Source organism: Tessaracoccus palaemonis, from assembly GCF_019316905.1.
GTDB lineage: Bacteria > Actinomycetota > Actinomycetes > Propionibacteriales > Propionibacteriaceae > Arachnia > Arachnia palaemonis.
Map to the genome: position 1 here is coordinate 2,619,423 of NZ_CP079216.1, position 19,558 is coordinate 2,638,980.

Here is a 19,558-nt window from a genome sequence, read left to right on the forward strand (position 1 = left end):
CGCCCCCGGGGGCCACCGGGTCAGTCGATGACGAGCAGCTGGTCGAGGAGCGCTTCGCGGACCTCGGGCAGCACCTGCGCGGCGAGCTCGGACCCGTCGACCTCGAGCACCTGCGCCACCGCCGCGAGCACCTGGCCGAGCGTGAGGTCGCCGTCGAGCGCGCCGAGGACCGCGGCCAGCGCAGTGTCGGCCTTGATCGCCCGGAGCAGGCCGACCCGCTGCCGGAAGACCACGTAGCGAGGATCGGCGGCGCCGGGGTCGCCGAGTGTCTCCTGCTCGACGTCGACCAGCCTCGGCCTGGCGGCCAGCAGTGCGGCGGTCGGCAGCCGGGACGCGTCGACCGCGGCGGCGTGGCGAGCGAACACCCCGCCCACCGGCTGGGCGACGGCGTGCGGCCAGCTCTCGAACCGGCGGTGCGGCACGGTGCGGCCCGCGCGGGTGATGAGGATCCATCCCATGCCGACCGAGGTGATGCCGAGCCCGTCGAAGTAGGCGAGCCATTCGTCGTAGGCGGCCCGCCAGCCGGGGCGGCCGCCGAGGCCGGCATCTGTAAGCCACATCTCGATGTAGGCGAACACATCGAGCCTCTCCCGCTCGACGACCCATGCGTCGCAGCCGTCGGGGACCCAGCCGGCGAGGCGCTCCTCCCACGGCTCGCCCTCGAGGATCGCCCAGTTGGTCAGCAGCTGCAGGGAGCCACCCTCGAACAGATGATCGGCTGCGCCCCTGACGAGGGTCTCCACGAGCGAGTCGCCGACGAAGTTCGTCTCCCGATAGGCGAGTCTGTCCTCGTCGTCGCCGGGCGGGCTCATCACGAAGGGCGGGTTGGACACGATGAGATCGAAGCGCTCCCCCGCCACGGGCTCGTACAGCGACCCGGACCGCAACTCGACGCGGGTGCCGCTGAGCGCCGAGCTGAGCGCAGCGAGCTCGAGGGCCCGCGGGTTGACGTCGGTCGCGACGACGCGCCGCGCGTGCCGGGCGAGGTGCAGCGACTGGACCCCGCAGCCGGTGCCCAGATCGAGCGCCGAGGTGACCGGGGTGCGCATGGTCAGCTGGGCCAACGACGTCGAGGCCGGCGAGACGCCGAGCACGTAGTCGGGCCGGGTGGGTTCGACGACGGTGTCGAGGCCGGGCGTGAGGTCGGCGACAACCCAGCCGCTGGCCCCGTCGTCGGGCGACCCGTAGGGGCGCAGGTCGACGGCGGCACGCACGAGGTCGTCCTCCGCGGCAAGGTAGCCGGCCGCGAGCAGGGCGTCCACGTCGAGCTCGCCCGCGAGGTCGGCGGCGGGGACGGGCTGCTGGAGCAGGAAGACCCGGATGAGGGTGGCCAGCGGGTCCGTCGCGTCGCCGAGCGCGACGTCGGCGGGCACGGTGCAGTTGCGGCCGAGGCCGTCCTGACCACTGGTGCCGATCCGGTCGAGGACCTCGTCCACGACGTACCCGGCGGCGGTGAGGTCGGCGCGCAGGCGGGTGGTGTCCACCGCGGGTCCATGGTCAGCAGACATGAGGGTCAGCCTATCCCGCCTGCGCGCCCGTCACTCAGGCCGTGACCGACTCGGTCGCGCCCTTCCACAGGTTGATGCCCTCGACGCCGCTGTGGGTGTCGATGGCCTTCAGCTCCTCGGCGGTGAACTCGAGGTTGCCGAGCGCGTCGAGGTTGTTGTCGAGCTGGGCGACCGAGGACGCCCCGAGCACCACGGAGGTGACCGAAGCGGCGCCCTGGTCCCGCAGCGCCCACGCGATCGCCAGCTGCGCCAGCGACTGGCCGCGGGCCTCGGCGATCTTGTTCAGCTCGCGGAGCTGGGCGATGTTCTCCTCCTTCAGGAGGTCCGTGTCGAGCGACTTGTGCTGGGCGGCGCGCGAGTCCGCGGGGATCCCGTCCAGGTAGCGCGACGTGAGCATGCCCTGGGCGAGCGGCGAGAAGCCTATGACGCCCATGCCGGCCTGCGCGGCGGCCTCCAGGAGGCTCGGGCTGCCCTCCTCGACCCAGCGGTTGAGGATCGAGTAGGAGGGCTGGTGGATCACGAGCGGCGTGCCCAGTGAGCGGGCGATCTCCTGCGCCTTGAGGGTCAGTCCCGCCGAGTAGGAGGAGATGCCTGCGTAGAGCGCCTTGCCGGTACGGACGGCCTGGTCGAGGGCGGCCATGGTCTCCTCGAGCGGGGTCTCCGGGTCGGGACGGTGGTGGTAGAAGATGTCGACGTAGTCGACGCGCATCCGCTGGAGGGAATCGTCGAGCGAGCTGAGGAGGTACTTGCGGGACCCTCCGAAGCCGTAGGGACCGGGCCACATGTCCCAGCCCGCCTTGCTCGAGATGACCAGCTCGTGGCGGTAGCCGGCGAAGTCCTCCGAGTAGATGCGGCCGAAGTTGGTCTCGGCCGAGCCGTAGGGCGGGCCGTAGTTGTTGGCGAGGTCGAAGTGGGTCACGCCGCGGTCGAAGGCCCTGCGCAGCACATCGCGCTGGGTCTGGAGCGGCTTGTCGTCGCCGAAGTTGTGCCACAGCCCCAGCGAGACGGCAGGCAGCTTCAGGCCGGAAGTGCCGAGGCGGCGGTAGGGCATGGACTCGTATCGGTCAGCGGATGCGACATAGGTCATGCGCCCAGCCTAGTGACGCTCTCAGCCGAGCGTGCCCGCCGTCGCCCGCCGTGCCACCCTCTCCGGGGCACCGGGGATCGTGCCCACGAGCCGGGCCGACACCTCCACCTCGACCACCACCCAGGGCGCCGTCCCCCGCACGTCGCAGCCGGTCATCGTGGCCGCGTTCCTGCCCGCCGTCGCCGCCGCGGCCAAGCAGGAGTCCCCGCCCCGGACCGCCGCGGACACGCCGGCCAGCGCCGCGAGCTCGGCCGTCTGCTGCGCCTTGCGGGCCACCGCGAACCAGCCGATCAGTACGCAGGCCGCCAGCGTCACGGCCAGCACACCCGCGCACGCCCCGACCACGAGCATCGACCCCGCGGCTCCCCGCTCGGAGCCCTCCCGTCGGCGGAGGGGAGCCGACAGGAGGACCCCGGCCGCCCGGCGCAGCCGAACCGACAGGAGGGTTCGGGCGGACCGAAGTGGGCGGCCGGACCGGAGTGGGGCTGGGCGGCTCGCCGGACCCGTCACGGCCCGACACCCGGTTCGTACGCGGCCCACGCCTCTGCCGTGACGGACACCGTCCCCAGCCCCACGACGACCACGGGCGCTGTGACGGTGACCCGGACGCCGTCGGCCTGCCGGTCGACCTCGACCTCCGCGCCCGCGGGCGCCCTGGCCAGCGCCGCCGAGACGGCCTCGCCGTCCCCGCGGGCCGTCTGCCGGGCGACCTGCGATCCCGCCTCCTGGCAGGCGGCCTGCGCGACGCCGAGCATCGTCAGGCTGACAAGGCACGCCGTCAGCAGGGTGGCCGTCACGATCCCGACGGCCAGCTCAACCGTGACGAGCCCTCGCTGGCCACCCGGCCGCGGCATCACAGGCCCTCGGCGACCCGGGTGAAGATCTCCACCACCCAGTCGAACAGGGTCTTGAAGAAGGTGTTGTCGCTGAAGATCCGCAGGAGCACGAGCGCCACGGCGGCCGCGGCCAGCAGGCCGATGGCGTACTCGACGGTGGTGAGACCGCGCTCGGCCAACCGGGCGCGACGGCTGATCTTCGTGGGCGTCTTGGCGACGACGAGGTGGGACATGGCCGGTTCCTTCCGTGAGCGGCTGCCTTTCAGCCGGTCACGGACGTGATGACCGATTCAGCGCCCGAGTCTCCACTCCCGTTCAAGGGTGTGGATAGCACCCGGCTACGGAAGCGGCTGGTCGAGCAGCAGCGCGAGGAGCTCGGTGGCGTCGGCCTTGTTCAGCACCTGATTCTGGTTGCCGCACTTCGGCGACACGACGCAGGCTGGGCAGCCGTCGGCGCAGGGGCATCTCGTGAGGCGGTCGAGGGTGGCGCGCAGCCACAGTTCCGCGACGTCGTAGCCGCGGTAGGCGAAGCCGGACCCGCCGGTCATGCCGTCGTGCACGAAGATCGTCGCGACCCCCGTGTCGGGGTGCAGCGCGGTACTCACCCCGCCGATGTCCCACCGGTCGCAGGGCGCCAAGGCGGGCAGGAGGCCGATGGCCGTGTGCTCCATCGCGTGCGCGGCGGCGCCGACCTGGAGCTCATCCCAGCCGAGCCTGCCCAGCAGTCCGGGCGGCACGGTCCACCACACCGCCTGCGTGATCATCTGCCGTCGCGGCAGCTCCAGCGTGGTGGTGTCCCACACCTCGTGGGTGACCTCGTCGCGGCGCAGGTAGGCAAGCACCTGCGAGTCGAGCCGGACGTCGCCGCGGTGGATGGTCGTGCGCCCCAGGGGCCGCGAGTCGGTGGTGCCGAGGATCTGGATGTCGAAGCTCTCCTGCGGCTGGGTGTAGTAGCGGGGGCGGCCCGCCACGACGATGGCCTGGTGGTCCTCCTCGTCGAGGCTCTCGACGAGGAACGACTCCCCCTGGTGGAGGTAGACGGCACCCGGATGCACCGTGCGGTCGGCGGCGCCGACGTCGACCATGCCCACCACGCGGCCGGTGTCGCGCTCGATGATGTCGAGCGGCCGCTCGCCGATGGAGCGCAGGTTGATGTAGTCGACGGCACGGTCCGGACGCGTCCAGAAGTACCGCCCCGCACGGTTCCGCAACACCCCCTGGGTCGCGAGGGTGTCGAGCAGGGCACCGATCGTGGGCCCGAACCAGCGGGCATCCTCGATCGTGAGGGGGCGCTCCTGCGCGGCGGCGGCGAGGTGCGGGCCGAGGACGCGGGGGTTCTCGGGATGCAGGATGGCCGCCTCGACGGGCGCGTCGAACACCAGCTCGGGGTGCTCGAGGAGGTAGACGTCGAGCGGGTCCTCGCGGCCCAACAGCACCACCAGCGCGTCCTGACCGCGGCGGCCCGCGCGGCCGGCCTGCTGCCAGAAGGAGGCCAGCTTGCCCGGGTAGCCCGAGACGAGCACGGCGTCCATCCCGGCGATGTCGACGCCCAGCTCGAGCGCGTTGGTGCTTGCCAGCCCCCCGAGCTCTCCGCTGTGCAGGGCCGCCTCAAGGCCGCGCCGGTCGATCGCGAGGTAGCCGCCGCGGTACGAGGCGATGCGGGCGGGGTCCTTGGCCAGTTCCTGCGCGGCCAGCGAGACGAGCTCTGCGCCCTGCCGGGAGGGGACGAACGCAATGGTCTGGCGTCCCTCGTCCGAGAGCGACGACAGGAGAAAGGCCGTGTCGCCGCGCAGCGAGTCCGCCGGCCGCCAGAGCGCGACGGTGCGGCGACCCGCGGGCGACGTGTCCTCCTCCACGATCGTCACCTCGTCCACCCCGGCTAGCGACGCGGCGAACTCCGCGGCGTTGGGCGCGGTCGCCGACGACAGGGCCACGATCGGCTCCGCGCCGTACATCGCGGCGAGCCGGCGCAGCCGCCGGATCACCTGCGCGACATGTGCACCGAAGACCCCCTGGTAGCGGTGCGCCTCGTCGATGACGATGTAGCGCAGCGAGCCGAGCAGCCTCGACCACCGCTGGTGGTTCGGCAGGACGGAGAAGTGCAGCATGTCCGGATTGGTCAGCACGTAGCTGGCATGGTCGCGGGCGAATCGTCGCTCGGCCTCGTCCGAGTCGCCGTCCAGCGTGGAGATGCGCCAGGACGCCGGGCCGAGCTCCGCGGCCGCGCGCGCCTGGTCGTGGGCCAGCGCCTTCGTCGGCGCCAGGTAGATGGCCGTGTGTCTGGAGCGCGTGAGACGTCGCCTCGACGACGTCGCCTCGGACCCGACGGTGCCGTCGACACAGGCCGCGAGCACCGGCATCAGGTAGCCGAGGGTCTTGCCGGAGCCGGTCGCGGTGCAGATCATCGCGTGGCTCCCGCGGAAGAGGGCGTCGGCGAACTCCGCCTGGTGCGCCCAGGGCTCCGGCACCCCGGCCGACTCGATCCGGGCGACGGTGTCGGCCGCCAGCCAGGCCGGCCAGGCGACGCCCACCCCGTCGCGGGGCTCCCGCACGGACACGGCCGTCACCTCGTCGCGCGCCAGCACCCAGTCGAATTCCACCCCACCACTGTGCCAGGGCCCTCGCACGTCGTGTGTCCGAGGCCCTGGCGGCAGGCGCTCTGGTCAGTGCTCGTCGTACTGGTCCCCCTGTGCGGCGCTCCTGTGGCCGCCGCCCCGTCAGCCGACGAGGCCCGCGAGCAGGCCGGCGATGATCGGCACCACGCCGACGAGCACGAAGGCCGGCAGGAAACACACCATCAGCGGCACGACTGACCGCACGCCGACCTTGCGCGCGCTCGCCAACGCCTGGTCGGCCGCCTCCCGGCGGGCGTCCTCCGCCAGGTCACGCAGGGTGGGCGCCAGTGAGATGCCGGACCGCTCGGCCCTCGCCATCTCGCGGCCCACCTCCGCCCAGCCCGGGTGCCCATCGGCCGCCTCCCACGCCTGAGCGCCGAGGTGGCCGAGCCGGAATCGCGCAGCCACCCGGCCGAGGGCCTCACCCGTGGGCCCTGGCGTCGCCTCGCCCCGATGGCGACGCCGGCCGACAACGGTAGGCCGGCCTCGAGGCAGGCGGCCAGCAGGTCGAGGGCCTCGGGGATCCCCCGGTCCCGTGACGCGCGGCCCGCTGAACCTGTAGCGCGTCCCAGTGCGTCCCCCATCCGCCGGGCTCGAGAACGAACGCAGCGTGCCCGCCCGGCGTGCCCGGTCGTTCGGAGCCGCCGGAGGCGGGCGGGTGCGGGTGAGCACGCGATCAGCCAGGCGACGCCCAGCAGCAGGGTGGCCACCACGCCGGTCATGGCCCGGCCCGCCGCGTCGGATTCTCGGCGAGCCGGTCGATCCACAGCACTCCCACTGCGGTCAGCACCGTGCCTACGAGCACGAGGACCCCGCCGGCGGGGCTCGCCAGGAGGAACGCGACGGGATCGGCCCCGGCCGCGGTGCCCAGCAGCACCGCGCCGAACGGGAGTGCGGCCATGATCCGGCCGCTCGCGCGGGCCGCGGCGAGCTCCGCCTCGACCACCCCTGCGAGCGCCCGCTCGGCCCTCAGCGACTCGGAGGTCCGCCCCAGCACGGCGGCCACCGGGGCCCCGCTGCGTTCCGCGACCCGCCACGCGCTCGCGAGGGCTGCCCCGCCCCCGCCGCCGGGAGAGCCGGTCAGCCGTCGCAGCTCCTCGGGCACGTCGGCCCCGAGGCGGGCGGCCGTGGCGGCGGGCGCGAGCATCGGGCTGTCGGTTGCCGCCATCGCGAGCGCCTCCTGCGGGATGTGCCCGGCCCGCAGGAGTGCGGCCAGCAGGCGCGCGGCCCTGGCCGTCTCGGCCGACCCCACGGCGGCGGCCGCCCTGCGCCGATGTCGGGTGGCCAGCAGGATCACGGTCCCGGCCGCCACCGCCGCCACCAGCACCCACCCGGCCGCCCACGGGACGACGACGGCGGCCAGGGCCGTCGCCGCGATGGCCGCAGCGATGAGGGGCGCCGTCCCACGTCGCCCGGACGACGGGCGGGGCGGGTGCAGCCGCCGCAGGCCGCGGGCAGGCGGCGGCGTGATGAGCAGCAGGGCGGCGAGCCCGGCCAGCACCGCGGCGATCATGACAGCCAACCCTCCAGCACACCGGCGGCATCCTCACGCACGACGCCCCCGCTTCCGAAGGAGACGGCCGGGCACACCTGCACCAGGGCGTCCTCCCCGCGGGCCAGGACGCCGATGCCCTGCACCCTGCGCAGGCCGTCGGCCCTGCGTGTCAGGTGGATGACGACCCGCAGGGCGGCGGCGACCTGGGCGTGGCACGCCTCGCGGGTCAGGCCCGCGAGCGTCGCGAGGGCCTCCAGCCTGGCCGGCACGTCCGAGGCCGAGTTCGCGTGCACGGTTCCGCAGCCGCCCTCGTGCCCGGTGTTGAGAGCCGTGAGCAGGTCCCGCAGCTCCGGGCCCCGGACCTCCCCCACCACCAGCCGGTCCGGTCTCATCCGCAGGGCCTGCCTGACCAGCGTGGTCAGCCCGATCTGACCGGTGCCCTCCCCATTGGCGGGCCGTCCCTCGAGCCGTACGCAGTGCGGGTGGTCCGGGTCCAGCTCCCTGGCGTCCTCCACCAGCACGATGCGCTCGTGGCCGGGCACGAGCGACAGAAGAGCCGAGAGCAGCGTCGTCTTGCCCGTGCCGGTCCCACCGGAGATGAGGAACGGCACCTTCGACGACACCACGGCCGCGAGCAGCTCGGCACCGGCAGGCGGCAGGGAACCAGCGTCCACCAGGTCCTGGAGGCGCAGACTCCTGACCGCCGGGATGCGCAGGGAGATGCAGGTTCCCGGCGCGGCGACCGGGGCGAGTACCGCGTGGAGGCGGACCCCGCTCGGCAGCCGCCCGTCAACGAAGGGCGCGGCATCGTCGAGCCTGCGTCCGGCCGCGGCCGAGAGACGGGTGGCGAGCTGGCGCACCTCCTCGTCGTCGGCGAACCGGATGTCCGCCCTCTCGAGGCCGCCACCGCGGTCGACGAACACGGCATCCGGCCCGTTCACCAGGACGTCAGAGACACCCTGCGCGTGGAGGAGGGGCTCGAGCTGGCCCGCACCGACGCTGCCGAGCCTCAGCTCGCGCATCGCCTGGGCGATGGCGGCATCCGTGACCACCACTCCGAGTCCCCTCAACGCGGCGGCGACGTCTCCGGGGGTATGCGGCCTCCCCAGCATCGCCAGTCTGGCCCGGAGCGGATCCAGCGGCAGGTCAGGCATCGTCGATCCGTCCGAGCACCGACGCGGCGGAGCGCGCGAACCGGCGCGCCCTGCCCGCGATGGGAGCCAGTCCCAGTTCTGCGGCCTCCCGGACGGCCGCGTCCTCCTCGATGACGCCCAGGCACTCCAGCCCGAGCGAGCGCGAGACCACCTGTGCCGGAATGGCGCGGTGCCGGGCGGCGCGCAGCACCATGCCGGTCAGGCTGAGGCTGTGCTGGTCGGCCAACATGCGCGCGGACGCGACGCCACGGACGTCGGCCGCGACCACGAGCAGCAGCCGGTCAGGGGCGATCGGCGGAGGGTGACGGCCCGCGTCCACGAAGATGACGTCGAGCTCGGCGGCAAGTGCCCCCAGCACGGTGTGGACGGCCTCGTCATCGGGCGCCAGGGCATCGCGGGACTGCGCGACCACGGCGGCCCCACGCACACTCGGCAGGGAGGCCGCCAGCTGTCCGACCTCGCCCCTGGCCCGGGCCAGGTCCCCCCAGCGCAGCCCCGGCTCTGTCTCGGCTCCCAGAAGCAGGTCGAGTCCGCCGCCACCCTGCGCGAGGTCCACGACCGCGCTGCGTCGCCCGAGGCTCGCCGCGTGCAACGCCAGGGCCACGCACAGCGTGCTGGTCCCGACTCCCCCCGAGGCCCCGAGGACCGCGATGATCTGCCCGCGATCGGCCACCCCCGGCGCGATCCGCCGGAGCTGCCCCGCGAGGGCTCCGGTCGCGTCGGGCAGCCGGATCACCGGCAGACCGAGGGCCGCCGAGCAGCGGGCCAGCTCGTCGACCGAGAAGCCGACGAGGATTGCCCGGCCAGGCGACACCGACTCCCAGCGTGCGGCGACCTCGACGCCCACCAACCGCAGCGATGCCGCCTGCCAGGCATCGGCGATCTCGTCCGGATGGGCGGCGACGCGCACCGCCACCCCCAGCGCCGCGGCGCTGATCTCGACCGCCTCGATGATCCTGGTGTCCCGGGCGCACAACAGCACCCCTCCAACCGTCTCCATGCCTCCGTGATGACGGGCACAGGCGGCTGCACGCCAGCAGGTTCCGTACGTGTGGACAACTCGCCGCCGCGCCCCGGGACCGGCGGGCCGCGCGGGGCTACCCTGTATCGAGCAACCGTCCACCAGCCGAGAGGATCCCATGGCCCGCACCGCCATCCCCACCGAAGCCATCGACTGGCTCGCCGTCTGGTCGGGGGTCCGCGGCCTGGTGCTCGCGCACGATGCGGCCTTCGCGCGGCTGCTCAGCGACCGGGACCACACCCTCTTCGCGCTCACCGATGACCCGCGCCTCGCCGAACGGCTCGATGCGCGCGACAACGTGACGGCGCTCCTTGCACGCCCCGAGGCCATCCCCACCGACCCGTTCCAGTTCGAGGTGGTCTTCGTCCACCAGGGTCTGCACCGCTACAACCTCGACCAGGCCCTCCCCCAGATCGCCCGCGTCCTGCGCCCCGGCGGCTGCCTCAGCGCGTCCTACCTCGTGCGCGACGACTCCGTCCCGTGGGTCAGGCGGCTGTCCGCGCTGCTGCGCCGCTACGACCCGATGGCCATGAAGGGGGACTACGGGCACGCCTCCCTGGAGCGGCTGCGCGACTCCCGGTACTTCCCGGAGGTCGAGGACCGCGCGTTCCGAGTCTGGCAGCCGGTGTCCCGCGACGACCTGATGAAGCTCGTCATGGCTCAGCCGCTCGCCAGACGCCTCGACGACGGGCAGCTGGCGCAGCTGCTCGACCAGGTGGGAGAGCTGTACGACGGGGCCGTCCGCCCGAGCGAGTCGCTGCGGCTGCCCTTCCAGCTGCTGGCCTGGCGGGCCTGGGTCAGCCACGAGGAGCTGACCGGTCCCGTCGAGATCCCGGACAGCGCGCTGAACATCCCTCTGTGACGACAATTGCCGACCCCTGTCAGCAGGCCCTCCCCGGCTACTAGGCTGGCATCTGCGGAAGGAGCATCCATGCCCATTGAGCCACGCCATCCCCTCGTCGAGATCAAGGACGCCGTCTCGGAGTTCGTCAGCACCGAGGCCGAGCTCGCCAAGGCCGAGCTGAAGCCCACGGCGAAGGCGGCCGGAGTCGGAGCGGGGTTCTTCGCGGGCGCGGCGCTGTTCGCGTTCCACGCCATCTGGATGCTGGTGATCCTCGTCGCGCTGGCCATCGGCCTGCTGCTGCACGCCGTGACCCCGCTTGGCCCGTGGGCATCGTTCACCCTCGGCTTCCTGGTCAGCGTGCTGTTCTCGCTGCTTGTGGCCGGTGTCCTGTTCACGCTGGGCCGCGGGAAGTTCGCCCAGGTGAAGAAGCCCGAGGCGACGCTGGCCGAGGCGAAGGCGACCCTCGACGCGGTCGTCGACGCCATCGCCTCGCGGCCGTCACCGGGTGCCGTGGTCAAGCCGGCCCCGTCTGACGATGAGCTCGAGCGGGCATTCGGCCGCCCCTGACCGACACCACGGCTGGCCGGAGGGTTGCGTGGGCTCCTAGTCTGGGCCCATGACCAAGTGGGAATACTTCGTGGCTCCGATCCTCAGCCATGTCGCGGCGCAGATCCTGAACAACTTCGGCTCCGAAGGCTGGGAACTCATCCAGCTCGCACCCGGCCCCAACCCCGACACCCTCGTCGGCTACTTCAAGCGCCCGGTGCAGTGATGAGCGCCGCTGAGCGCCTGGCGGAGCTCGGCATCCAGCTGCCGGACGTCGCCGTCCCCGTCGGCGCCTATGTTCCGGCCGCCCGGGTGGGCAGCCAGGTGTGGACGTCAGGTCAGCTCCCCTTCATCGACGGGAGGCTGCCCCTGACCGGCAAGGTCGGGGCGGAGGTGACGCAGGAGGCGGCGACCGACGCCGCCCGCACAGCCGCGCTCAACGCGCTGGCCGCCGCCGCCGCGGTGGCAGGCGGGATAGACGCGATCACCCGCATCGTCAAGGTCGTCGTCTACGTCGCAAGCGAGGCATCATTCACCGCGCAGCCGGCCGTCGCCGGCGGAGCGTCGACCGTGCTCGGGGAGATCTTCGGCGAGGCCGGGGTGCATGTCCGCAGCGCCGTCGGGGTGGCCGTGCTGCCGCTGGACTCGCCGGTCGAGGTCGAGCTGGTTGTCGAGGCCTGATGCTTTCCGCGCCGCCGGCCGAGATCAACTCGGCGCTGGGGCGGGCCTATCCCGACGCCAGGTGCGAACTGGACTTCCGGAACCCGTTCGAGTTGCTCGTCGCGACCGTCCTCTCGGCGCAGTCGACGGATCGCCGGGTCAACGCGGTATCGGAGGTACTTTTCGAACGCTGGCCCACGGCGTCCGAACTGGCGACGGCCGAGCCGCTCGACGTGGAGTCGGTCATCACGCCCGTGGGCTTCTACCGCACGAAGACCGCGTCCGTCATCGGGCTGTCGCGGCGCATCGTTGACGACTTCGACGGCGTCGTCCCCGGCACGCTTGAGGAGCTCGTCACGCTGCCCGGAGTCGGCAGGAAGACCGCCAATGTGGTGCTCGGCAACGCCTTCGACGTCCCCGGCGTCACGCCAGACACCCACCTCATCCGGCTGGCGAACCGGTTCGGCTGGGTCGCCAGCACGAAGCCGGACGACGTTGAGCGGGCCGTCGGACGGCTGTTTCCGCCGTGCGACTGGGTCATGGTGTGTCACCGCGTCATCTGGCACGGTCGACGCTGCTGTCACGCCAGGCGGCCAGCCTGCGGCGCGTGTCCCGTCGCGGACCTGTGCCCGTCGCGCCACATCGGCGAGCAGGATCCCACGCGCTCCTCGTCGACAAGATTCCACATCATCTCACCACGGAACTCATGATCGCCTTCCCCGAAACCCAGAAGCCACTCGAGGCGCTCCCTGTCAAAGGGTTCATCGACAGACACTTCGGGCCAGGCTTCATCGGCAAGTATCAGCGGTGTCCCACAGCGCGTCGTTCATGAGGAAACGGCGCTCCGATGACGTGCACGCCAGTTCCAGAGCCTCAATCAACGAACCCCACTCCCAGCCGACGCCGTACCCCCACCGGCGAGGAGAGGGGACTGCTGCACCTTTAGGTGACAGGTTGGGTTAGGCGGCCTGGGTGGCCGGTGTGGTCATGATGGTCTCGAACTCGATGGGGGTCAATCGGCCGAGGCGTTCTTGCCGGCGGCGGCGGTGGTAGGTGCGTTCGGTCCAGGTCACGATCGCGATCCGGAGTTCGTGGCGGGTGTGCCAGCGGCGCCGGTTCAACACGTTCTTCTGGAGCAGGGCGAAGAAGGATTCCATGGCGGCGTTGTCGCCGGCGGAGGCGATTTGGCCCATCGACCCTTTGAGGTGGTGGCGTCGGAGTGCGGCCAGGAACTTCCTGGATCGGAATTGGGATCCTCGATCGGAATGCACGATGCAGCCGGTCACGTCACCGCGGCGGGCGACGGCCATGTTGAGCGGGTCGACCGCGATGCGGGACTTCATCCGGTCGCTGATGGAGTAGCCGACGATCCGGTTGGACCACACGTCCTTGATCGCGCACTCGTACAACTTGCCCTCATCGGTCCAGTGCTCGGTGATGTCGGTGAGCCACAGCTGGTTCGGACCCGTCGCGGTGAAGTCCCGTTTCACCTGGTCGTCGTGGGCTGGTGGGGCGGGTTTCTTGCCGTTCTCGCCGCGCTTCTTCCCGAACACGCTCCACCAACCCATGTCGGTACAGATCCGCCACACCGTCCGGTCACAACCGGCCAGCCCGGTCTCGCGGGCCTCATCAGCCAGCAGCCGGTAGCCAAACTCGGGATCGTCGCGGTGGGCGTCGAACAGGGCGTTCGCGAGGTACGCCTGGTCGAGATCCCGGGCGGTGACCGGACAGGCGAGCCAGCGGTAGTAGGGCTGGCGGGCGAGCTTCAATACCCGACACGCGACCGTGACGGGGATCCCGTCGCCGGCCAGCTCTCTCACGAGCGGGTACATCATTTTCCCGACAGGTTCGCCTGCGACAGATACGCCGCCGCCCGGCGCAGGACTTCGTTCTCCTGCTCGAGAAGCCGGATCCTGCGCTTGGCGTCACGCAGCTCTTTGCCCTCGGTCTCGGTCACACCGGGGCGGACCCCGTCGGCGACATCGGCAGCGTGGAGCCAGTTCCGCAGGCACGACTCGGAGATCCCGAAGTCCTTGGCCAGCTGAGCGATCGGCGCCTCGCCCTTCCGGGCCACCGCCACAACATCGTCCCGGAACTCTCTCGGATGGGGTTTCGGCATGGTGCACATCCTTCCAGCAGGACCCTGCGGCCCCACAGATCGGTTGTCACCTACTCATGCAGCAGTCCCGATCGACTCTCGCACCATCCAGTGTCCGTCATTTCGTTCCCCACGGACGTCCGCCCCCGGCCCCACCCCTCACATACATGAGGCGCCCGTACCCGAGATTTCGAGCCACCCCTGACGCTCGGTACATACTCATACTAAAACGACCCTTCGAGTAGTAACGAATATTCCAAGGTGATGAGATTGTCTTCCTTTGTCAGTGGCGAACCGTCGATTTGAAACCCTTACCGTAGCGCGAATAAGCACACTTCTTCTCGAAATCGGCAACCCGTCCATTGAGGTGCGTCTGCCTGTTCACAAAAGCCTTCCGATGTCCATCTATTGACAGCGGCGACGCCCCTGAAATACTGCGGCACGCGAGGGCGCTCAGCGTTGAGCAGCTCGAGCTAATGGATTTCCCTGCAACCTAGTAGAGTCGCCACTCTGGGCGATTACCCTCAAACCACCACACACCATCCGCATCCTCGAGAAGCTCATTTTGCAGACTCCCAAGATGTTCACCAATCTCACGATTGACAATCTCATCCACAAGTGAATCAACCGGGACATAGGGCTCCAGAGTCCTTCTCAACCCAAGTATCAGTGGTTCGAACTCAGTGTAGATCTCTCGGTACACAATACAGATCACCCCTGGAGAATCCACCCAAGCCCTGATAAGGGGCTCTTCTGACTTGAGCGTGGGGTCAGAGGCGTAGTCCGCCGCCGATGAGGAGCATTCTGAGGCGGTAGTTGTCGGGGTCGCGGAATCCTCGGGCGATGCGGCGGGCGAGTTCGATCAGCCCGTTGATGGCTTCGGTTCCGCCGTTGTTGGCGCCGCTGGTGGTGAAGTAGCCTAGGAACGCGTCTCGCCACTGGTTCAGGGTCCGGCCGAGGCGGGCGATCTCCGGGATCGGACACGACGGGAACGTGGCCAGGATCTTCTCTGCGACCCTGCGCCCGTCGGCGTGGCTTGGCTGGTGGTAGACCGAGCGCAGTTGTTGGGCGCAGTGCCAGGCGACCTCGACTTCGACGTGGCGGTCATCGGCGGTGAACGCGGTTTTGAGGCGGGTCTTCTGCCCGTCGCTGAGGTGTTCCAGACCGGCGCGCAGCAGGTTCCGGATCCGATACAGCGGATCGTTCTTGCGGCCGCGGTGGCCGTGGATGTCTTGCTGGACCCGGCGGCGGACCTCATCGACCGCGGCCGTGCCAAGCTTGACGACGTGGAACGCGTCAAGCACCGCGATGGCGTCCTCCAACTGGTCGTCGATGGCGTTCTTGTAGCCGTGGAACGGGTCCAGCGTGGCGATCTCGACGCCTTCGCGGAACGTGTCGCCGCGGACCTTCAGCCACGACGTGTAGGCCTCGCCGGAACGACCCGGGACCAGATCAAGGAGCCGCGCCCGGACGCGTCCGTCCTTGTCACGGGTGAGATCAACCATGCCGGTGAACTCCTTCGGGCCGCGTCCACCCTGCTCGACAGGCCTGGTCGAGACGTGATGCCAAATGTGTTCGTCAACACCCAGCGAGGTGACACCGGCGAAGCGCGACTCATCGGCAGCAGCGGCTTCAAGGTTCGGCTTGACGGCTCGCCACAGCGTCCTCCAAGCACAACCCAGCTGACGGGCAAGACCCTGAACCGAAGCGTTCTCGCGGCGCATCTGCCCGACCGCCCACGATGTCGCCCGAGCGGTGAGCAACGCTCTGGGCCGCGCCACGTCGGGGTCTTGTTCCATGAACGAGGTCACCGGACACGACGGCTCCGGACACAGCCATCGTCGTTTCCGCCACCACAACCGCACCGGCGCCGTGAAACAGGCAGCGTCGATCAACTCCACCCGCTGCCGGCCATGCGCATGCGCCACGACCCCACATGTCGCGCAGCCCATCACCGCAGGAGGCCGAGACTCGACCTCAACCCGAAGCCCCGCGTCGTCGCGATGGACACCGGTCACATGGAGCCCGGGCAGGCCCAGAAGAACATCACAGCGCTGGCAGTAGGAAGTAGGATCGGGCATCGTCGAGGTCCTCGAAGTCGAGTGGTGTGGTAACCCCGATTCTTGAGGGCCTCGACCCCCTCCACCCCACCGACACGCCCACCATCGGATCCACGCTCAACCCACGCTCAGGTCCGAAGAGCCTGATAAGGATTCCAGGATAACGTTTCTGGACCTCATTCTTTACCATGTCAAGAACGAGGTAACCACGGGTCGTCACGCTTGCTGCCTCCTCTGCGCATAGTTGATGTAGCACGGGCATTCCCTGTTGCCCAGGTGGAACAGTGTCTTCCTGCCCCCAGCGAATATGAGGCAGCCCATTGCGCAGCACCACGACCTCCTGTGCCTGCGGGTTAGGATCTGAAGGACCTTATCATCCGATCTCGAAGGCGATCAGTAGCGACTCGCCATCGTTGTTGTCTTGTTCCGGCCACTCATCCAGGTACTTAGCCGGGTTCCTCACAGCCGCGTCGAACTTCTTCCGGCCAAGGCCCATCAGTAGCGTTGCCTGCAGCTCACGCTCCGCCCCGCAGGCAGGTTCCTCCACCGACGCGGCAGCAGCAACCCACCGATCCACCTCCCGGACACCAGCAGCCTGCAAGCTCATCGACACCTTAGGGTCCATCTCTGCCCACCGGGCATTCAGCGCCTCCTGACCATGGGCAAGGTAGAAGTCGATCTCTTCCCAGATCTTCGCCCGCGACGCAGGCCGAACGTGCTCCGGAAGAATCGTGAACGCCAACGCGGGCGGAGCAGGCTCCGTCCCACTCAGCTCCAGCTCGCGTTCCTCCGGCGACCGAGGCACCAAAGGCGGCGGCCCAGCATCAAAGTGCCTCGACAACGCCAACAGCGCCGCATCCCCGTACCGGGCAAACGCCAACCCCCACCCCACAGGATCGCGCCGCAACGGAGGACGAGCCGCCACATCAATCCACACGCCCTCACACCAGTTCTCGACCCAGAAAGCCCTCGTCGCACGCCGACTAACGAAATCCAAATCCACCAGCACCCCGCTAAGCCCCGAAACGCTCGCCAGCCACTCCAACACCTCAGGCCACGGCTGCTCAGGCTCACTGGCCTTCGTCGAAGCCTCCAAACTGCGCTTCACCTCGCGGTCTGGATACACCGCCATCTCCCACCCCAACAAAAAGAACTTGTCCTCATCGGTTGGCGACGCGACATGTCCCGAGTGCTCTACTTGCACGCTCTTCCTGTCCTTGTCTGGTTACCCCGAGGGCACTTCCCGTATCTCTTAACATACGCCATCAGATAGGAGTACTCCACGATCCTGGCATACCTTCACCTGTAACCCTCGCGACCATCGCGAATCCACATTTGAAATCTCTGTGAAATGTCTGGCATGCTCGTACGCCAACTCTTGCCCTGGCAGTCCAGTTTACCTGGCGGGTGATGCCGTATTTCCAGATTTTGGAGGGTTCCTCACCGGCGCAAACGCAGTCTTCTCAACCACCACACCATCAGGCCCCACAAACACCCGAGTAGTCTCCGAACGCTCAGAGAGCACCTCCACCCGCACACCCTGCGCACGCGCCGTCACCGTCGCCGAGGTCCAATCCGGCCGCGACACCTCGCCAGCCACAGGCTCCGCCGGACCCGAACCATCATCAACAGGATCCGCCCACGACGGCTGAGCAACCCCCACCGAGATCGCCAAAGCCCAACACACAACAACCCACAACCAACGCGACACTGCGTTCACCCTCGACTCCACTCTGATCAACAGGGTCCTGACACGAAATTCATTGCCTACTCACAGGAGAATGAGGCCAGCATGTCCTACCGCGTGTAGGAACACAAGGGACCACAGGCTCTTGATCTCGGGACCGCATGCACGCTAAGACGAAGCAGCCACCCGGCAACACACGCCTGGGGGGTGACGAGCCGCTCCCGGGGCTAGCGGGCGAGCAGCTCACGCTCGACTGCAAGCTGGCCGAACGATCCGTAGGTGACGCTGCGCTTGGCTGGGCTGAGGAGGCCGTGGCGTTCCAGCTCGTTGGCGTGCTGGGTGTAGCGCTGGGGTACGAACACGTGTCCCGGCTGGGTCAGGTGACCGACGTTGGCTAGGTTGACGGTGATGACGTCGAGGAACTCGCCAGCCATGAGCTGCTCGCCATCTTCGGCCGCATACAGCGTGATCGCAGTTGCGCCTTGCTCGTATTCTCCGATTTCAACGATGACGGGACCGCTGAAAACGTCGGTGCCGATGGCGACAGTCACATTGTCTAGAGTCATTTTCGAGATTCCTTTCAAAGAATCACTTTGTGATGGCTGGTTTAGCTCCACCTGCCGTCTCTGACTCTACTACCGGCAAAGGATCATTAATAGGTGTGTGGTGTAGCTGGTTACCACCACGACCCGGGTAGGGTTGTCGTGGTGTTACGGGATGGGGCCCTTGGCTGGCCCCACCCCGCATTGCTTTGGTCAATATTCGCTTGCTTCCCAGTCCAGTCCTCGTTGTTGAGCAGTTCGAGGACGTCGGCCTTGGTGAGGTTCTCGGTGGCGTTGTCGAAGGTGCTGCCCTCCACATAGGCGGTGAAGGTGATCGTGAACTCGGCTCGGAAGTCGCGGGTGCGGCCCTTCATGCCGTGTTCCTCCATGAACTGGTCGAAGACCTCGCACAGGTTGTTGTCGTCGGCGAAGGTGCGGGCGTCCTCTGCGAGGTGATCCAGCCACCGCTCCTTCTCCAGCACGATGGAGGCGGCGGCGTACGCGATGCGCAGGGACTCCCCCACTGGCTCCAGCCCCCGCGCAGTGGTGAGCGGGATCATGTAGGGCCAGGTGCGCATCGTTTCGCTCTCCAGCAGGAACACGCGAACGTTGGTGGCGTCCTCGAGCAGGTCCGCGGGCTTGATCCAGAACAGCCCCCGCCCCCACAGGTTGATCCGCTGGCCCGGCTGCGGCAGGACCGTCACCTCACCGATCGGCAACACCTCATCGCCCACCTTCACACCCTCAGGCCCGACCACCACCGAGAGCAGCACTCCGTTCCGCACGACAGTTCAGGTCTCCTCAGCGACCTTCTGCACAGTCTCCATCACATTTCCCCTTCGTAAAGACACTGGCCCTTTTCAACGAGCCTTTCAGTCGGGGGTTGGTTTAACTCCTCCGACATCGCTAATACTACGGGGGCCCAGACCCTAATCAGGGCTATCCCCCTCGGCAATATGCCGTTATCCACCACCACGACCCGGGCAGGGTTGTGGTGGTGGATAACGGCCCATTGTTTGTTATTTGGTTGTGAGGTGCTGGGAGTGTCGTAGTGGTCAGCTAGCGTGCTGGTGTGACTAGGAAGATCTCGGAGTTTGGTTCGCTGGCTGAGCGTGGTGAGTGGATGCGTCGGCGTGCAGCTGGCCTCGACGCGGGCTCGTCGAGTGATGAGCCTAGCCAGCGGTTCAGCTGGTTGAGTGAGGATGCGGCGCCGAGTGAGGGCCTGGCCGCCTGCGTCGAGGGCATCGACGGGTCCCTTGTGCGTCATGTGTGGCTCGATGGCAGTATCGCGGCGCTGGTCTTAGACCGCCGATTCGTTGATGGGGCGTGGCAGGGTCTGGTGACCTGGGGAAGGCCGCGAAGCTGATCCGGGAGCCCCGTCGGTAGGCGCAGGTACAGTACGAGG

Annotated in this window: 21 protein-coding genes; 6 read left to right on the forward strand and 15 right to left on the reverse strand. The window is 69.1% G+C overall.

Features of this window, described 5'->3' with window-relative positions; all coding sequences use genetic code 11:
- Positions 1–20: 20 nt before the first annotated feature.
- The 10 genes from KDB89_RS11955 to ssd all read right to left on the reverse strand — a co-directional run bounded on the left by KDB89_RS11955 (position 21) and on the right by ssd (position 9,695).
- Complete coding sequence (locus tag KDB89_RS11955) at positions 21–1,508, reverse strand: DUF7059 domain-containing protein (RefSeq protein ID WP_219081326.1); 1,488 nt, start codon at positions 1,506–1,508, stop codon at positions 21–23.
- Positions 1,509–1,542: 34 nt separating this feature from the next.
- Positions 1,543–2,595: an L-glyceraldehyde 3-phosphate reductase gene (mgrA, locus tag KDB89_RS11960; RefSeq protein ID WP_219081328.1), complete on the reverse strand. Its 1,053-nt coding sequence runs from the start codon at positions 2,593–2,595 to the stop codon at positions 1,543–1,545.
- Positions 2,596–2,616: 21 nt separating this feature from the next.
- A complete protein-coding gene (locus tag KDB89_RS11965) occupies positions 2,617–2,946 on the reverse strand; it encodes a hypothetical protein (protein WP_219081330.1) in 330 nt (109 codons plus the stop codon).
- Between the two features lie 155 nt (positions 2,947–3,101).
- Complete coding sequence (locus KDB89_RS11970) at positions 3,102–3,449, reverse strand: TadE family type IV pilus minor pilin (protein WP_219081332.1); 348 nt, start codon at positions 3,447–3,449, stop codon at positions 3,102–3,104.
- Positions 3,449–3,664 (reverse strand): DUF4244 domain-containing protein, encoded by a 216-nt coding sequence (locus KDB89_RS11975; protein WP_219081334.1) that lies wholly within the window; start codon positions 3,662–3,664, stop codon positions 3,449–3,451. Before KDB89_RS11975 ends, KDB89_RS11970 begins: the two co-directional genes overlap by 1 nt.
- A gap of 105 nt (positions 3,665–3,769) precedes the next feature.
- Positions 3,770–6,031, reverse strand: a complete 2,262-nt coding sequence (locus tag KDB89_RS11980; RefSeq protein ID WP_255555917.1) for a DEAD/DEAH box helicase — start codon at positions 6,029–6,031, stop codon at positions 3,770–3,772.
- Positions 6,032–6,148: 117 nt separating this feature from the next.
- A complete protein-coding gene (locus KDB89_RS14695) occupies positions 6,149–6,718 on the reverse strand; it encodes a type II secretion system F family protein (RefSeq protein ID WP_255555918.1) in 570 nt (189 codons plus the stop codon).
- 46 nt (positions 6,719–6,764) lie between these two features.
- Positions 6,765–7,559, reverse strand: coding sequence for a type II secretion system F family protein (locus tag KDB89_RS11990; protein ID WP_219081338.1), 795 nt, complete (start codon positions 7,557–7,559; stop codon positions 6,765–6,767).
- On the reverse strand, positions 7,556–8,695 hold the full coding sequence (locus KDB89_RS11995; protein ID WP_219081340.1) for a TadA family conjugal transfer-associated ATPase: 1,140 nt from the start codon (positions 8,693–8,695) through the stop codon (positions 7,556–7,558). The genes KDB89_RS11990 and KDB89_RS11995 overlap by 4 nt, the downstream gene beginning before the upstream one ends.
- On the reverse strand, positions 8,688–9,695 hold the full coding sequence (gene ssd, locus KDB89_RS12000) for a septum site-determining protein Ssd (protein WP_219081342.1): 1,008 nt from the start codon (positions 9,693–9,695) through the stop codon (positions 8,688–8,690). The genes KDB89_RS11995 and ssd overlap by 8 nt, the downstream gene beginning before the upstream one ends.
- Before the next feature lie 139 nt (positions 9,696–9,834).
- Here ssd and KDB89_RS12005 point away from each other — a divergent pair, with 139 nt between their 5' ends.
- The 5 genes from KDB89_RS12005 (at position 9,835) to nth (ending at position 12,476) form a co-directional block, all read left to right on the forward strand.
- Positions 9,835–10,578: a class I SAM-dependent methyltransferase gene (locus KDB89_RS12005; protein WP_219081344.1), complete on the forward strand. Its 744-nt coding sequence runs from the start codon at positions 9,835–9,837 to the stop codon at positions 10,576–10,578.
- A gap of 69 nt (positions 10,579–10,647) precedes the next feature.
- On the forward strand, positions 10,648–11,127 hold the full coding sequence (locus tag KDB89_RS12010; protein ID WP_219081346.1) for a phage holin family protein: 480 nt from the start codon (positions 10,648–10,650) through the stop codon (positions 11,125–11,127).
- Between the two features lie 49 nt (positions 11,128–11,176).
- Positions 11,177–11,332 (forward strand): Sp36 family protein, encoded by a 156-nt coding sequence (gene sp36 / locus KDB89_RS12015; protein WP_219081347.1) that lies wholly within the window; start codon positions 11,177–11,179, stop codon positions 11,330–11,332.
- On the forward strand, positions 11,332–11,787 hold the full coding sequence (locus KDB89_RS12020; RefSeq protein WP_219081349.1) for a RidA family protein: 456 nt from the start codon (positions 11,332–11,334) through the stop codon (positions 11,785–11,787). Before sp36 ends, KDB89_RS12020 begins: the two co-directional genes overlap by 1 nt.
- Positions 11,787–12,476, forward strand: a complete 690-nt coding sequence (nth, locus tag KDB89_RS12025; RefSeq protein WP_219081351.1) for an endonuclease III — start codon at positions 11,787–11,789, stop codon at positions 12,474–12,476. The genes KDB89_RS12020 and nth overlap by 1 nt, the downstream gene beginning before the upstream one ends.
- Positions 12,477–12,725: 249 nt before the next feature.
- On the opposite strand, the gene KDB89_RS12030 is transcribed toward nth, so the two are convergent.
- The 5 genes from KDB89_RS12030 to KDB89_RS12050 all read right to left on the reverse strand — a co-directional run bounded on the left by KDB89_RS12030 (position 12,726) and on the right by KDB89_RS12050 (position 18,938).
- Positions 12,726–13,885, reverse strand: a protein-coding gene (locus KDB89_RS12030) for an IS3 family transposase (protein WP_439654852.1) whose coding sequence is annotated in 2 segments (ribosomal slippage) — positions 12,726–13,622 and positions 13,625–13,885 — 1,158 coding nt in all. Because the reading frame shifts where the segments join, the coding sequence is not laid out codon by codon here.
- A 749-nt stretch (positions 13,886–14,634) separates the two neighbouring features.
- A complete protein-coding gene (locus KDB89_RS12035; protein WP_219079767.1) occupies positions 14,635–15,945 on the reverse strand; it encodes an ISL3 family transposase in 1,311 nt (436 codons plus the stop codon).
- 352 nt (positions 15,946–16,297) lie between these two features.
- A complete protein-coding gene (locus tag KDB89_RS12040; RefSeq protein WP_219081355.1) occupies positions 16,298–17,128 on the reverse strand; it encodes a hypothetical protein in 831 nt (276 codons plus the stop codon).
- A 710-nt stretch (positions 17,129–17,838) separates the two neighbouring features.
- Complete coding sequence (locus tag KDB89_RS12045) at positions 17,839–18,162, reverse strand: hypothetical protein (RefSeq protein ID WP_219081357.1); 324 nt, start codon at positions 18,160–18,162, stop codon at positions 17,839–17,841.
- A gap of 125 nt (positions 18,163–18,287) precedes the next feature.
- Positions 18,288–18,938, reverse strand: coding sequence for a hypothetical protein (locus tag KDB89_RS12050; protein ID WP_219081359.1), 651 nt, complete (start codon positions 18,936–18,938; stop codon positions 18,288–18,290).
- Positions 18,939–19,225: 287 nt separating this feature from the next.
- Between KDB89_RS12050 and KDB89_RS12055 the strand changes: the two genes are divergently transcribed.
- Entirely contained in the window at positions 19,226–19,519 is a 294-nt protein-coding gene (locus KDB89_RS12055) for a hypothetical protein (RefSeq protein WP_219081361.1), read from the forward strand.
- Positions 19,520–19,558 lie beyond the last annotated feature (39 nt).

What these genes read in the sequence shown, in the direction of transcription:
- KDB89_RS12010 (WP_219081346.1), top strand. Translation starts at nt 10,648, where the DNA reads ATGCCCATTGAGCCACGCCATCCCCTCGTCGAGATCAAGGACGCCGTC.
- KDB89_RS11965 (WP_219081330.1), bottom strand. Translation starts at nt 2,946, where the DNA reads ATGCTCGTGGTCGGGGCGTGCGCGGGTGTGCTGGCCGTGACGCTGGCG.
- KDB89_RS12035 (WP_219079767.1), bottom strand. Translation starts at nt 15,945, where the DNA reads ATGCCCGATCCTACTTCCTACTGCCAGCGCTGTGATGTTCTTCTGGGC.
- KDB89_RS11970 (WP_219081332.1), bottom strand. Translation starts at nt 3,449, where the DNA reads ATGCCGCGGCCGGGTGGCCAGCGAGGGCTCGTCACGGTTGAGCTGGCC.
- KDB89_RS11990 (WP_219081338.1), bottom strand. Translation starts at nt 7,559, where the DNA reads ATGATCGCCGCGGTGCTGGCCGGGCTCGCCGCCCTGCTGCTCATCACG.
- KDB89_RS12020 (WP_219081349.1), top strand. Translation starts at nt 11,332, where the DNA reads ATGAGCGCCGCTGAGCGCCTGGCGGAGCTCGGCATCCAGCTGCCGGAC.
- KDB89_RS11975 (WP_219081334.1), bottom strand. Translation starts at nt 3,664, where the DNA reads ATGTCCCACCTCGTCGTCGCCAAGACGCCCACGAAGATCAGCCGTCGC.
- KDB89_RS11955 (WP_219081326.1), bottom strand. Translation starts at nt 1,508, where the DNA reads ATGTCTGCTGACCATGGACCCGCGGTGGACACCACCCGCCTGCGCGCC.
- mgrA (WP_219081328.1), bottom strand. Translation starts at nt 2,595, where the DNA reads ATGACCTATGTCGCATCCGCTGACCGATACGAGTCCATGCCCTACCGC.
- nth (WP_219081351.1), top strand. Translation starts at nt 11,787, where the DNA reads ATGCTTTCCGCGCCGCCGGCCGAGATCAACTCGGCGCTGGGGCGGGCC.
- KDB89_RS12005 (WP_219081344.1), top strand. Translation starts at nt 9,835, where the DNA reads ATGGCCCGCACCGCCATCCCCACCGAAGCCATCGACTGGCTCGCCGTC.
- sp36 (WP_219081347.1), top strand. Translation starts at nt 11,177, where the DNA reads ATGACCAAGTGGGAATACTTCGTGGCTCCGATCCTCAGCCATGTCGCG.
- KDB89_RS11995 (WP_219081340.1), bottom strand. Translation starts at nt 8,695, where the DNA reads ATGCCTGACCTGCCGCTGGATCCGCTCCGGGCCAGACTGGCGATGCTG.
- ssd (WP_219081342.1), bottom strand. Translation starts at nt 9,695, where the DNA reads ATGGAGACGGTTGGAGGGGTGCTGTTGTGCGCCCGGGACACCAGGATC.